Below are 13,708 nucleotides of genomic sequence, written 5' to 3' on the forward strand. Positions count from 1 at the left end.
CATCCCGTTTGAGACAGCTACAAGGGCGTTGTTCCGCTTCATGCCAGTTGCAAACGCATTCATGTCATCAGAGGGAAATATGGCAACCTCGGGCATTCCTATGCCCGCCCTGGAAGCAAGTTCTCCTATCGTTTTGACGAGCCAACGCTCTGTTTCACTTGCAGGCGAAGTGATCACCTGCGCCCTTGTAAGTCTCTTTGCGCTCCACTTCGAGAGCGCAAGGCTTATGAAGGCTCCGCCCATGCCGAATACTGCTGCAAAAATCAGCAGCGATTGATAATTCAAACCGTACGGTGTTATATAAGGTTCGACACCGAGCACTCTCAGCACTATGCTCAATACTATCAATATCGCGATGTTGGTGATCAAGAAATACATTACTCTGCGCATTGTTCCCTCCCATGAATAGTGGCTTCAGTCAAGCGCCCTCAACAGGTCTCTCAGTTCTCTGCTTTGACCTTCCACCATATGTATCCTCTCAGGCAAACCATCAATCCTCAGCAGTTCCGCCAATACCTTCGCATCTACCTTATCAGTCTTCCTCTTCGTCTCCGCTATCAGCTTTACTTTATTCGGATTGACCACATATACTTCAATTCCAATTCCTTTAAGCGTGTCGAAGATCCATCGCGTCTGACTTCCGTTTCTATTGCTACGAACTCTATCGTTTTAAGTATAGCAAAAACAGAAGGAACTTCATTGCAGCGCAGTGCCGAGAAGCCGCGTGGCAATTGAAAAATAGATGAGCAACCCCGCGACATCAGCTACCGATGTTATCAGCGGATTGCTTACTACTGCCGGGTCCAGGCCAAATTTTGTTATCATAAAAGGAAGCACCACCCCGATGAAGTTCGACACAAAAACCAATAAAACCATTGCAAGTCCGACTATCAGCCCGATTTCGGGACCACCCCTGAAGAGGCCGAGTATCGAGCTTGCAACCCCCATGGTGACTCCTAAAAACCCTGCCACGGTCATCTCTCTTCCAAGCGCCCAGAACCATTGGCCAAGTTTGATGTCGCCTGTTGCGATAGCGCGGACCATGAGAGTGGATGATTGTGCTCCGGCATTTCCTCCCGTAGCGATGAGGAGCGGTATGAAAAATGCCAGTGCGATCGTAGAAAGCAGTACCTCTTCATAAGCAGCGATTACGCTTGATGCAACCAGGTTCACGATGAGCAATACCATAAGCCAGACGATCCTTTTGCGGTAGAGGACCCATATGCTTGATTCACTGTAGCTCGTTTTAAGAGGCTCTACTGCCGCCACTTTGTGAAAGTCCTCGGTGGCCTCTTCCTGTGCAACGTCCATTACGTCGTCGACTGTCACAATGCCGAGCATGACCCCTTCCGAATCTACAACGGGCAGCGCGACCAGGTCATAACGCTGTATCATTTTAACCGCCTGCTCACGGTCTTCAAAAGCTGAAACACTCACAAAGGTGTAATCCATGATACCGCTCACGGGGTCATCCGGCTTCGCGAGAATAAATTTCCTTAAGCTCAGCGCATCCAAAAGCACCCACGAATCGTCCGTGACATGCACAACATTAATTGTCTCGCTGTCCTTCCCTTTTAGGCGGATATGTTCAAGTGCCTGTCCGACGGACCAGTTGGACCGCACAGCCACGTAGTCCGGTGTCATCAGCCTTCCGACACTTTCTTCGGGATACCCGAGCAACTGAAGGGTCTCCCTGCGGTCATCCGGGTTGAGCAAATTCAAAAGCCTCTGAATTGCCCGCCCTGGGAGCTCTTCAAAAAATTGTGCCCTGTCATCCGGACTGAGATTCGATAATATCTGTTGTGTCTCCTCATTCGTCAACTCTTTTAAAAAAGTGTCCTTGTCCTGAGACTCCAGATAAGAGAAGATTTCCGAAGACAATTGTCGCGGGAACATCCGGAAGATGAGAACGCGATCCGGTTTCTCGATACGCCGCAGCATATCGGCTATATCAGGGGCCGGCAATTCAGAAAGTAGCCCACGGAGCTCCGCCCAGTCGCGCTTTTCGATCAATTCCTTAATCCTCGAGTTCAGTGCATCTTGATCTGTCATGCCGTTCACCTCCTTTTGTGATATGCAGAGTGCGATCCCTATCCATATAAGCAACGTGTCGTAGGCACTAACCCTCCATCCTTCTGTTGTCTGATCGAGTCGTTATGATTCTCAGCGAGTCGACACCAGCCATCTCCCCGGCAAGTGTCCCTTCGACAAAGATCAGCCGGTCATCTTCTTTAGCAAATCCCGATTTCTCCATGAATTCCATAATCGCATCTAGCCGGGTTCCCGTTTCACGTTCCAGGTAGATAGGGGAGACCCCATATGACAGGTTGAGAAAATTGTTCAAAGCTTCGTTGCCGCCGAATAAAAGTATCCAGCAGTCAGGTTTGAATCTGGATATCAGGCAAGGGGCGGTTCCGTTTTGCACCGGAACAATTATATAATGAATCTTTAAAGCCTGCGCGGCTTCAACTGCATTGAGCGAAAGGACATCTCCATGCTTGGATTCACCGCGGCTCGCCCCTTTTCTGAAGTAAGCGTGCAAATCGGAGAGATCATTAATGGCTACCCGTTCCCGCTCGGCTGAGGATACAATTTTGGCCATCATTTCGACTGATTCAACCGGATAACGCCCGATTGCGGTTTCTTCAGAAAGCATGACAGCGTCTGTTCCGTCCAAGACCGCATTCGCCACGTCGGACACCTCGGCGCGGGTTGGCCGGATATTTTCCGTCATTGTTACCAGCATTTGGGTTGCCGTTATAACCGGACGTCCCAATAAATTTGCCTGATGGATCAGTTTCTTCTGCACTGCCGGAACATCCTCCAGGGGAATCTGCACCCCCATGTCACCGCGGGCAATCATGATCGCGTCTGCTGCATCGAGTATTTCGTCGATGTTATTGATTGCTTCTGCCCGTTCAATTTTTGCCACTACATGGACAGACTTCCCTTTTTTTCCTGTAAACTCCCTCAGCTTCATAATGTCATCCGCAGATTCCACGAATGAGATCCCAAAGGTATCAATTCCCTCAGCCAGAGCAAAATCAACGAACATGAGATCGCTTTCCGATACCACATCTGTAAATATCTTTACACCCGGAAGATTTAATCCTTTATGGGAAAGTAACGGGCCGCCGATAATCGTACGGCAGAAGACTTCATCTGCCGATATCTTTTCTACCTTTAATTGTATAAATCCGTCGTTGAGGAAAATAAGGCTTCCCGGTGATACGCTTTCAGGCAGTCTCTTGTATTCTACGGGTATGCGGTCAGGAGTTCCAAGGATGTCTCTAATGGTCAGAATTACCTTATCCCCTTTTTCCAATAAAAGTGAGTCATCCCGGAGTTTTCCTATGCGGATCTTTGGGCCGGGAAGATCAACCATAATCAGACAATAACGCTGGAGTTTGACCGCTACAGCGCGGATACGCCGGATATCCTCCTTATGCGTTTTTAGAGTACCATGAGCGAAATTGAGCCGTGCCACATTCATTCCCTTCTTGACCAATTCCTCCAGAACAGCCTCAGAACGGGAGGCCGGCCCTATGGTACAGACGATCTTAGTTTTATGATCCGGTAAGTTCATAGCAATTTTCCTCTTTGCTGCTTATCAGGTACAAATTCTCTTTGGGAACTTTGGGTTGATGTTGCAGTAACGATTTGGCGTCGGAACCAATCAGCTTTTCTATGTCGTTAATTCTCAACATAATAACATATCCTCCTCAGCGGCTAAAATAGGCATTGAGCACATATTCCTGCATCATCCTGTGGGTATTGAAGAACGAACCGTTGATGGCGATGGAGTAGATCATCACGTCGACGAACCGCTCCCGGTCGCGGTAGAAGAGGGGAACAATGGCCTGTTCCATTTTGTCGTACAGGGTCGCAACATCCAGAGAGTGGTCGCGATTTTCTCCCTTTCCCCGGGCGATATCGCCGATGGACCAGCCGGTCAACCCTTCGATATGCCCCTCGATCCACCAGCCGTCCAGCACGCTCAGGTTGGGAACGCCGTTGAGAGCTGCTTTCATCCCGCTGGTTCCCGAGGCCTCCATTGGAGGCTCGGGGGTGTTCAACCAGATGTCGACCCCTGAGGTTATCATCGCCCCCAGCGTCATGTTGTAATCCTCGAGGTACGCGATCTTGATATCGTTTGCGAGGGCTTGCTTCGCCCGGAAAATCCGCTTGATGAGTTCCTTTCCACCTTGATCCCGCGGGTGTGCCTTGCCGGCATAGATCACCTGGATTTTGCCGGTTTCTGCAGAAATCCTCCTCAGACGGTCCAAGTCATGGAATAGAAGGTCGGCTCTTTTGTAGGTCGTGGCCCTCCGGGCAAAGCCGATGGTCAGCACGTTCTCATCCATCCCGGCGCCGGTTTCCCTGTTGACAAAGCCAATCAGCCTTTTTTTGGCTTGCATATGGGCATCCCACACCTCCTGCTTCGGAATGCTCAGGGCATAGCGAAGGCTGAAATTGTCCTGTTGCCAGATGGGGATATGCCGATCGAAAAGTTCCCGGAACGGTTCCGAGACCCAGGTGGCCGCATGAACGCCGTTGGTTATCGCCTCGATGGAATAGCCGGCGAACATCAGCCGGGAGACCTCTCCATGTTTTTGGGCCACCCCGTTGACATAGCTGCTCAGGTTGAGGGCCAGATAAGTCATATTCAGAATGTTCCCCTCGTAAAGTACCCCATCTATTCCAAAGAAATCATCCCTGTCTCCGATCACTTTTCGTGCGAGATCGATGGGAAACTTATCGTGCCCGGCAGGAACAGGGGTATGCGTCGTAAAAACACATTGTTTCCGCACTGCTTCCGCGTCGTCTTTAGCAAGCGATCTCCTGCCGGCCCTTTTCGCCTCCTCGTCCAGCAGCTCAAGCGTCAGGAGAGCTGCGTGCCCTTCGTTCAGATGGAAACTTTGGATGTTCTCATAGCCCAGGGCGCGAAGCATCCTGACTCCGCCGATGCCCAGAATCACTTCCTGCGACAGTCGGTAGTGTTCGTCCCCGCCGTACAGGGATTGAGTCAGTTCGCGGTCCCATTCCGAATTCTCGGGCAGATCGGCGTCCAGGAAATAGATCGGTGCTCTAAAGCCACCAACCCCCTTGACTTCATATCGCCAGGCCCGAAGATGAACGGTTCGCCCTTCTACGAGGACCCATACTCTCCGGGACTCCTCGTGAAGCAGTTCCTCGACTGCCCATGGCGAAGGTTGTTCTTCCTGCCAGCCATCCGGCAGGAGTTTCTGTCGGAAGTACCCTTTGCGGTAGAGTAGCGTGACCGCAACCATAGGAACCTTGAGATCGGCCGCGGAGCGGATCGTGTCTCCGGCCAGCACCCCCAAGCCACCGCTGTAAGTGTGAATCTTCTCATCAATCCCTATTTCCATTGAGAAATAGGCGACTGTCCGCTGTTCGTTCGCTTTCTGAACCATATTGACCCCCTGATTCTTCATAATAAAAATTAGTCAGCCTCTGAAATCATTTCCTGATACAGCCGCACGGTATCTTCCCTCCGGCACAGCTCCGAGCCCGGGGTCATGACAGCGGCAGCTCCGGCTGCCATCCCGAACAGTACGGATTCCCGCAGCGGTTTCCCCTGGGCAAGGCTCAGGACCATACCGGCCACCATGCTGTCTCCGGCCCCGACCTTGCTGACGATCGGCACGGTAGGCGCCGATATATGTTCGGCAGTATTCCCGGAAGCCAACAAAGCGCCTGCAGCGCCGAGAGAAATGACCAGCACTTCGCAGCGGCCGCTTTTTACCATCTTTCGGGCCTCCGCCTTTATCTGCGATTCCTCTTTGATATCTTTCCCTATCAAGTCTTTGAATTCACGAACATTCGGCTTAATGAGATAGACGCCTTCCTGCAGCGCCAGATTCAGGGCTTTACCGGAAGCATCAACGATTACTCTCACCCCATTGTCTTTGCCGCTGCGTGCCACCTGTGCGTAAATGTCATCCGGCAGACCCGGAGGAAGACTTCCGCTGGCGACCAGGTAATCGGGTTTGGGACTGATAGCGGACAGCTCATGGAGACATCGTTTCCATTCCTCATCGCGAAAAATCGGTCCCGGCATACCAAAGCGATATTGTTGTCCCGTGGATTCATCGAGAATAACAAGATTCTCCCGGATCATTCCCTCTATGGGAAGCGACCTGTGGATTATGCCTTCCCGATCCAGCAGGTCTGTCAGCCTGTGTCCTGTCAGTCCACCTGAGGGAAAGAGAAGCAACGATTCTCCTCCAAGCTTTTTTATCGCCCGGGCAACATTAACGCCCCCTCCTCCCGGTTCAAAACGCGGAGCTTTGCAGTAGAGCTTCCGTTCCGCAATAACATGATCAACACTCGAACTCTTGTCGATTGCAGGGTTCATCGTAAAGGCAATTATTTCTTTCATTGAACACGCCTCCGTTTATTTGTCTTACACTGTCGGAGTCAGACTCAGACCGCCCCCATAACGAAACGAGACAGCTTACTTCACCTGAAGTGTGGAGACAACTTCCCGAACGCCATCGGTTTCCAACGCAAGCATCATCGCTTTTCCGAGAACTGCTTGAAAGCTGAACGACCTATTCTTCCGAAGCCGTTGATTCCCACTCTGATTGTTCTCTTTTTAGCCATGATTGCTCTCCTTTCTCTTTTACTAATCGTGTCATAAGTATGAAGTCGTTAATTATAAAAGCCCTCCTGACCCCTGGTCGCCTTTGGCGCCGCCAGAGGCGGGTAAACTCCCTTTGTTAAATCCCGAATGCCTTGCGGACTCTTTGGAATAAGCGACCGAACCGCGATATTCTACCCTCTCATTTCCTTGCAACCACATTCCCGGCTTCGCCCTTCATAAAAGAAATAATATTCTCTACTGTTGTATTCAGAATGCGTTCGACAGCCTCGCGCGTGTTGAATGCGCTGTGAGGGGTAATGATCACGTTGCGCAGACGCAAAAGAATGTGGTTGGCCAGCAGGGTATCTAAAACGCACTTTTTCCGGTACACCGAATACAGCAATTCCGCCTCTTCACGGATAACCGACTCGTCGGGCAGCACATCGAGACCTGCCGCAGCTACCTTGCCGTCGCCAATCGCTTTTACAAGTGCTTTTACGTCAACTATATCACCCCGGGCGGTATTGATCAAGACAACACCGTCTTTCATCTTTGCAAACGCCTTAACGGAAATAAGATTGCGCGTCTTCTCATTGGAAGGGACGTGAAGGGTTATGATATCGGAAGTCGCAAAAAGCTCATCCAGTGTCAGATAGCGGAACCCCAGACTGGATGCCATTTCCTCGTCCTGTTTCACGTCAAAGGCCACGACATTCATGCGGAACCCCTTGGCTATTTCGATAACACACCGGCCTATGCTCCCTGTTCCGATAACGCCCAGTGTTTTGCCGAGCAGATCGAATCCCTGGAGGCCCGTCTGGGAAAAATCCCCCCTCCTCGTCCGGTCGACTGCAGCAATCAGATTGTGGCTTATTGCCAGAAGAAGTCCAAATACATGCTCTGCGACTGTATTGTCTCCGTATACAGGAACATTACAGACTGTTATACCATTATCTTTGCAGTAATCAAGATCGATATGATCGAAACCGGTTGACCGGGTGGCGACCAGTTTCAGGTAAGTCAGATTTTTAAGAACTTCAGCGGAAAGATCCGAGTAGATAAAGGGGGCAACGACTTCTGCATCCGCATACTGCTTTACGTTGTCCTTTGTAAGCATGTCACCCACAAATATGATTTCATGTTCATCTCCCAGTCTGTCAAACGAAGGGCGTTCCCATTCCTCCACCTCAAAAACAACGATTTTCATCAGCGGACCTCCTTTCCGGGAAAACCCGGAAGATTCAAAAGTTTTGTGTCTTACTTGCTCTGATATAACTGTCGTGTCATTTCTATCCATTTGCTGCCTGTCATTTCGAGCGCAGTGCTCAAAATAGCATGCAGGGGTTTGGCTATTAGTTTCTCTATTAACTTTTTCATATGACTTTTTACATTTCCGGGAAACTTCCAGTTCATCGTGTCAGCCAAATTGCCAGTAGTCCGCCCAAAAGCGAATAGACCGAACATGCCAAAATTGTTTTCCCCAGTATCTTTCCCTCCTGGCCGGCCAGACCTACCGTAGCCCCTCCGGCGATAATGTTATGCGGGCAGATGATGTTGCCTACTGCTGCCCCGAAACCCTGCGCCCCGATCATGGTGAGAACAGGAAGGCCAAGATTCCGCGCAACCGTCTGCTGGAAATCGGTAAACAGAATATTTGAGGCTGTGGCCGAGCCGGTTACAAATGTTCCCAGCACCCCGACCATTGGAGAAAGAATCGGCCAGAAACTTCCCGCTGCATGGGCGGCTCCTGCAGAGAGAGAATCGATCATACCCGAATGAATCATGATACGGGAAAGACTCAGCATGGCAACAAGAGCAATTGTTACCGGCAGGAGCTTTTTGATGGACTGGGAAACAGCCGCTTTCATATCAGCTTGTCCTGCACGCTGCACGAGTGCGCCGGCAACAAACCCCACAAACAGCATGGTTCCGGGGTGATAAAAAGGCTCGAACCTCCCGTGAAACGTATCGAGCAGAGTCCATTCCCACGCAAAAGAATTGAGCACCTCTCTGACCCCAGGTATAAGACGTGTTATGAGGATAAGCGATACGAGAATCCAATAGGGGGCGGTCACACGCAATAATTTCCCCCGTGATCCCCTGATATCTTTTGCCGGCGGTCCATTTTCAGACTGTTTGTTTCCACCCCCGGCGATTTTCAGTATGGCAACAAAACCCAATCCCCCAAATAAGGCCCCGCCGAGCGTGGGCAACTCCGGACCGACCCATCTTGAGATTCCAAAAAACGGGAATAGAAAGAGGACAGCGGCAAGAAAAGTCCAGACCCATATATGACCTGAAGCGTCTTTCCTGACTTGCATGGACTTTGTAACCATAAACATCGCAATTAAGATCATGACCCAGCCCAGAATCCCATGGTACAAACCTGTAGCTCCGGACAATTCGAGTCCGTCAAATCCTGTTGAAGCAATCTGCGGCAGAATCGGGGTTCCGACAGCTCCGAAAGAAACTCCAACCGAGTGTCCGATTAGGGCCAGCGCCACTGAGTCAACCGGACGAAACCCCATGCTCACAAGAAAGGGCGCGGTCAGGGCGACAGGCGTCCCAAACCCCGCCAAACCTTCGATGAACAGGGCGAAGAACCAGAAAATCAAGAGAGCTGCGATTCGCGGATCTGTTGACAGAGACGCAGTTTTCAACTTCACGGTATCGATTGCTCCGGTATGAACCTGCAGATGATGAATGCAGAGAGCGGGAAAGATGATCCATAAGATGGTGGTTGAGGTGAATACCGCTTCAGAGAGAGCGCCCCCCATTGCCGCAACTGTTCCGATATTACCGTAAACGTCGCTGCCGAAGCCGAAAACCAGCCAGGACAGGAGAACCGTCACGAACAAACCGATGACTCCGGCTCTGGCAGCAGACCACCTGAACACGAGCATGATCACCATAATGGTTATAACAGGCAGAATTGCCAGAATCCCCTGCGTTGCGAGGTTCATTCTTCATTCCTCATCAAATCTTCCATTTGCGTCTTCTCCTCTGCTACAGGCGCATCTTCATTGTTCCGTCCCCCGAGATAATTGCATATGCGCCATGCATGATATCCGGCGCGGTTAAGCCATCTCATCGCGTCAAGTATATTTAGCGCCAGAGCAGGTTCCCCGTTGCCGCCGGCGGTCTGTCTGAGAACAGCGGCTCGTCCCTGCTGGTGCATTTCCGACAACTCCATCGACTTCCGTTCAAGAATCTCCAGCCATTCCGGCGGCATGTGTCCACGCAATCCGTTTTCCGAGACCTCCAGAATCTCCCGGCAAAGTGCTATCTCCGTTTGAAGATGCTCATAAGCCCCCGTCTTTCCCAAAACAGAAGGCGGATAAAGATAAGGCCGAAGCCGCATAAGATGATCTATGGCATGCATCTGGGCCAGACTGGAATGCGACAATGGCTGGTCCTCTGCCACAGGAGGAATCCTTGCAAGAAAATCTTGCGTCTTATCAAGCGCCTGCTCTAATTCCGTGCTGTAAAAACCGGATACGCCTTTCCCGGGATCGCCGAGCCTGCCGCGAATAACGCCGAACATTTCACAGGCTGTCTCGCTCAGGGCGCGGCGCGTGGCCTCAAGCGCCACAGCGGGAACATTCAGGACCGCAGCATCGAGATGACGCGTCAGTTCCGGTCCTTCCTCGGGCAAAAGACGCTCTATCCATCGTGAGAATTGATCAACAAAGGGCAAAAATAATACTACTCCTACCGCAATGAAGGAGGTATGAAACGCTGCAAGACTTGTCGCACCGGGCTCGAGTTCCATATGTATCTGCGCCCATCCAATCACACGCAAAAAAACAGGAAGCATCATCAGGGCAATAATACCTGTAATAACATTGAACATCACATGCGCCAGCGCAGTGCGCCTTGTTGAAACACCCGCTCCTATAGAGGCCAAAACGCCGGTTACCGTCGTTCCGATCGCTGCTCCGATAACCAGATATGCTGCCTGCTCGAAGTTTATCGATGCGGTATGCAACGCCGTCAAAGTGGTTGCGATTGCGGCACTTGATGACTGCATTACAACCGTCATGGCGATTCCGATAACAACCATGAGTATATGCCTGAACACCCCTGCGGACGGAAGTTCGGCGAGATTGAAAACACCGGACAGCCCCTGCATACCGTCCTGCAAAGTTTCTATTCCGATGAAAATCAGTCCGAATCCCGCCAGCGCGAGCCCGAATGATTTCCATCTGCCGCGTGCCAGTAATTTTATAAATGCCCCGACGCCGACCAGGGGCAATGCATAGAATCCTATACTCACCTTCAGACCGAGCACCGAGACGATCCAACCAGTGCTGGTCGTTCCGAGACTCGCTCCGAGAACCACGCCGACCGCCTGCGGGAAAGTCAGCAGTCCGGCGCTGACGAACCCGATTACCGCAACAGTAGTTGCGCTCGATGACTGAACTATCGCCGTAATAAGGGCTCCGGAGGTAAAAGCCTTAAACGGTCTTCCGGTAAACCGGACCAGGGCGGTGCGCAGGGCATCCCCGGCAAACGACTTTATCCCGTCTGCCAGCAACACCATCCCCATAAGGAACAGTCCGATGCCGCCCAAAAGTTTGAAGACCAGGACTGTCATGAAACACCTTTCGTTTGGCGGCTTTCTCCTGCGGCAATTCTTTCTGCAGCATCTCTGGCAGAATCGACGAAGGGTGACAGTATAAGATCAGCTCCAGCCTTCTCAAGCATTTCACTATCATAATCCGTATAAGATACAACAGCTTTCCGGCCCTGATATCCATGATGTTTTACGGCATCAAGCAGCGACAGGTTGATGTCGAGCTGAGGAATGGTGCTGACTATCCATTGCGACCAGCTTAACGGCAAAACAGACGGGCCGACGAGAATTCCTACAATTATATAGGCGACAATAAGTGGCTGGCGCATACGGAGGATCAGCGCGCTCACCACCGAAGCGATTAAAAGCAGGACTGCTATTTCGTGGAACATGTCTTCAAATAAGATCAATTGCTTTTTCTCCCTGGAGCCATCGCTTCACTAATAATTCTGATTCCCTTTTGCGACTCATCAATAGAGCGCGTTAAGGATTCCCTTGCTGCCTCCGGATTATGGAAGCCGTCGGAGTTTTCCGCAGTCCACCATTCCCACAGAATATGTGCCCTGAGATGTTGGTCCTGTGCTTTCTTGATTGTCTCTTTATCCACCCCCCCTTTTTTTGCCTCAACAATCTTATCAATGAGTTCAGAGAGCCAGAATTCCGCCTTCCTCATCCTTCCCTTCGTATATGCCTTTATAGAGTCGATTGCATAGGTTGCCATCTCCTCCGTCCATAAGGGATGGCATTTCAGGCAGGTTTCCTTGAGATGAACTCTCGGGGTTAAAGGCACATGCGAGGTATAAATCTTCCCGGATTCCGGATTCTTTATCTTTGGCGCGTGGCAATCATTGCAACCGGCTCCTGCCCTTGAATGTTTCGAGTTGTAATAAGTCTCGGCTTCGGGGTGCTGCCCTTTCCAGAGAAGTCCGCCGGTAAGCGCATGCTGAAAGTCAAGAAAAGCGGTTTTATTCACATAATGTTCATAAAGATCAAAGACCTCTTTATAGGGGATGTGGTTTGTCCTCCTGTCCTCCATTGTGACGGTATATTGAGAAATATCGGGATTTCTGAGGTCATAGCCGGGGTTGCAGGTATACTCCACATGGCATTGACCGCATTGAAGCTTTGTGTCATACCTGTCAAGCAGTGCTATCTTCCTCGTATACCCTCTCATACCCATTTCCACAATCTGTATCTCTGTCCTGTTCGGATCCTTATGCCACAGTGTATCCTGCTCAGGTCTCGCGAGGGCATCGATTAATGCATCCATCACAATCCGTGGTTTTGCGGCATGCGGGTCGTGGCAGTGATAACAGTTTATTCCGTGCTGTAAAGTCCTTGCGAGTTCGACCACATTGGATGTCCTCGACCATTTTGCACCCTTTCCCGGGTCCCCCATATAAGCCCAATTAAGAATGTGGTCCTGGGACTTGCACTGGAGGCAGACAGGATTTGCAGCTGCCGCGCTTTGCGGTATAAAAGTTTTATGTTCTCCGGTTTCAGGATATCTGTCCACAAGCACATCCCATGCTTTTCCTTTTTCAAGAATATACTGCCAGCCGTTCCTGCCCTGGAACCGTCCTCCGTATGCCCTGTCAACTGCAAGGTGATCGATAAGCATCCACAAATGCGGGCGGGTCAATGCATGTTCTTTGGTAAAACTGTGTCCCATCATAATCCTGTCCCAGAAGGGGTTTGGCGCCCTGTTTGTAAGCTGGGATTTTTCATCCCTCGCGGGTCTGTGGTAAGAGCCCTTCATAAAACTGTTATATTGCTCCCCGTGACATTGGCCGCAGGTTTCCCACGAGGTGTCTGTTGCAGGCCTGTTTGCGGGGCCTGGAGCTGCCGCATGCTTATCGAGTCCGCTGTGGCATGAAGAACAATTAACTGCTGTATGCTTGCCAGACATATGAAGGTTTTTGACAACGCCGTGGCATATATAACATGTATTAATGTCAACCGGTTTTGCCGCAGCCGGTTTTCTTTCGGCATAGACGCCGAAATAACCTCCGGCAATAATGAAGAAAACCGCAAAAATCAAATGCACTTTCCTGATCATATTCCCTCCTTTAAATCAGAAAAATTAACTACAACGTTCACAGAAAACTGTATCCATGCCATGGGAAGACTCTCCCTGAAAACAAGCAGAAAAATCTTCTTCCTCTGTGGTTTCATTTCTCTTCCTTCACTACATGAAGCTCCATCTTCACTTCTGCCAGTTCTCTCTTGAGTCTGTAATTCTCCATCTCCACTTCGGTCAGCGGCTTCTGTGTCTTGCCTACTTCAGCAAGCTTCCCGATTTTGTGGGCCTTGACCCAATAAGTTATTGTCAATGGAGCTAATGATAATCTGCGGCCAACCTCAGGGATACTCAACCCGCCTTCTGTGATTAACTTTACCGCTTCCTCTCTGAACTCCTTTGTGTATTTACCATTTGGAATCCTCTGCTTTGCCATCTTGACACCTCCGTCTCTGTATTTTACCCAACTTTGGTGTCCACTTTTTCTATCCTACCTCAGTTTCTA

Annotated in this window: 11 protein-coding genes and 1 pseudogene; all 12 read right to left on the reverse strand. The window is 50.6% G+C overall.

The genetic code is table 11. The annotated features are described in order from the left end of the window. The coding region (locus tag AB1552_12400) for a M48 family metalloprotease (protein ID MEW6054569.1) at positions 1-390 on the reverse strand (390 nt) is incomplete at its 3' end. 24 nt (positions 391-414) lie between these two features. Continuing rightward, positions 415-633: pseudogene (locus AB1552_12405) on the reverse strand (transposase). A gap of 63 nt (positions 634-696) precedes the next feature. Then, positions 697-2,052: a magnesium transporter gene (gene mgtE / locus AB1552_12410; GenBank protein ID MEW6054570.1), complete on the reverse strand. Its 1,356-nt coding sequence runs from the start codon at positions 2,050-2,052 to the stop codon at positions 697-699. A 67-nt stretch (positions 2,053-2,119) separates the two neighbouring features. Next, complete coding sequence (pyk, locus tag AB1552_12415; GenBank protein MEW6054571.1) at positions 2,120-3,586, reverse strand: pyruvate kinase; 1,467 nt, start codon at positions 3,584-3,586, stop codon at positions 2,120-2,122. 136 nt (positions 3,587-3,722) lie between these two features. Beyond that, on the reverse strand, positions 3,723-5,435 hold the full coding sequence (glgP, locus tag AB1552_12420) for an alpha-glucan family phosphorylase (protein ID MEW6054572.1): 1,713 nt from the start codon (positions 5,433-5,435) through the stop codon (positions 3,723-3,725). Positions 5,436-5,464: 29 nt separating this feature from the next. After that, positions 5,465-6,403 carry a 1-phosphofructokinase family hexose kinase gene (locus AB1552_12425; protein MEW6054573.1) on the reverse strand — a complete coding sequence of 313 codons (939 nt, stop codon included), beginning with the start codon at positions 6,401-6,403 and terminating at the stop codon, positions 5,465-5,467. 403 nt (positions 6,404-6,806) lie between these two features. Further along, positions 6,807-7,814: a hydroxyacid dehydrogenase gene (locus AB1552_12430; GenBank protein ID MEW6054574.1), complete on the reverse strand. Its 1,008-nt coding sequence runs from the start codon at positions 7,812-7,814 to the stop codon at positions 6,807-6,809. A 202-nt stretch (positions 7,815-8,016) separates the two neighbouring features. Further along, the gene (locus AB1552_12435) at positions 8,017-9,570 is read right to left on the reverse strand and encodes an L-lactate permease (GenBank protein MEW6054575.1); all 1,554 of its coding nucleotides are present in this window, start codon (positions 9,568-9,570) and stop codon (positions 8,017-8,019) included. Continuing rightward, positions 9,567-11,204, reverse strand: a complete 1,638-nt coding sequence (locus AB1552_12440; GenBank protein ID MEW6054576.1) for a Na/Pi symporter — start codon at positions 11,202-11,204, stop codon at positions 9,567-9,569. The genes AB1552_12435 and AB1552_12440 overlap by 4 nt, the downstream gene beginning before the upstream one ends. Beyond that, positions 11,201-11,593, reverse strand: a complete 393-nt coding sequence (locus AB1552_12445; protein ID MEW6054577.1) for a hypothetical protein — start codon at positions 11,591-11,593, stop codon at positions 11,201-11,203. The genes AB1552_12440 and AB1552_12445 overlap by 4 nt, the downstream gene beginning before the upstream one ends. After that, on the reverse strand, positions 11,590-13,242 hold the full coding sequence (locus AB1552_12450; GenBank protein MEW6054578.1) for an ammonia-forming cytochrome c nitrite reductase subunit c552: 1,653 nt from the start codon (positions 13,240-13,242) through the stop codon (positions 11,590-11,592). The genes AB1552_12445 and AB1552_12450 overlap by 4 nt, the downstream gene beginning before the upstream one ends. A gap of 112 nt (positions 13,243-13,354) precedes the next feature. After that, on the reverse strand, positions 13,355-13,639 hold the full coding sequence (locus AB1552_12455; GenBank protein ID MEW6054579.1) for a transposase: 285 nt from the start codon (positions 13,637-13,639) through the stop codon (positions 13,355-13,357). Positions 13,640-13,708: the final 69 nt, after the last annotated feature.

The organism is Nitrospirota bacterium, assembly GCA_040754395.1.
In the GTDB taxonomy this organism is placed as follows: domain Bacteria; phylum Nitrospirota; class Thermodesulfovibrionia; order Thermodesulfovibrionales; family SM23-35; genus JBFMCL01.

Excerpts from the sequence above, each read along its gene's own strand:
- AB1552_12440 (MEW6054576.1), bottom strand. The coding sequence starts at position 11,204 with ATGACAGTCCTGGTCTTCAAACTTTTGGGCGGCATCGGACTGTTCCTT.
- pyk (MEW6054571.1), bottom strand. The coding sequence starts at position 3,586 with ATGAACTTACCGGATCATAAAACTAAGATCGTCTGTACCATAGGGCCG.
- glgP (MEW6054572.1), bottom strand. The coding sequence starts at position 5,435 with ATGGTTCAGAAAGCGAACGAACAGCGGACAGTCGCCTATTTCTCAATG.
- AB1552_12435 (MEW6054575.1), bottom strand. The coding sequence starts at position 9,570 with ATGAACCTCGCAACGCAGGGGATTCTGGCAATTCTGCCTGTTATAACC.
- AB1552_12450 (MEW6054578.1), bottom strand. The coding sequence starts at position 13,242 with ATGATCAGGAAAGTGCATTTGATTTTTGCGGTTTTCTTCATTATTGCC.
- mgtE (MEW6054570.1), bottom strand. The coding sequence starts at position 2,052 with ATGACAGATCAAGATGCACTGAACTCGAGGATTAAGGAATTGATCGAA.
- AB1552_12425 (MEW6054573.1), bottom strand. The coding sequence starts at position 6,403 with ATGAAAGAAATAATTGCCTTTACGATGAACCCTGCAATCGACAAGAGT.
- AB1552_12455 (MEW6054579.1), bottom strand. The coding sequence starts at position 13,639 with ATGGCAAAGCAGAGGATTCCAAATGGTAAATACACAAAGGAGTTCAGA.
- AB1552_12430 (MEW6054574.1), bottom strand. The coding sequence starts at position 7,814 with ATGAAAATCGTTGTTTTTGAGGTGGAGGAATGGGAACGCCCTTCGTTT.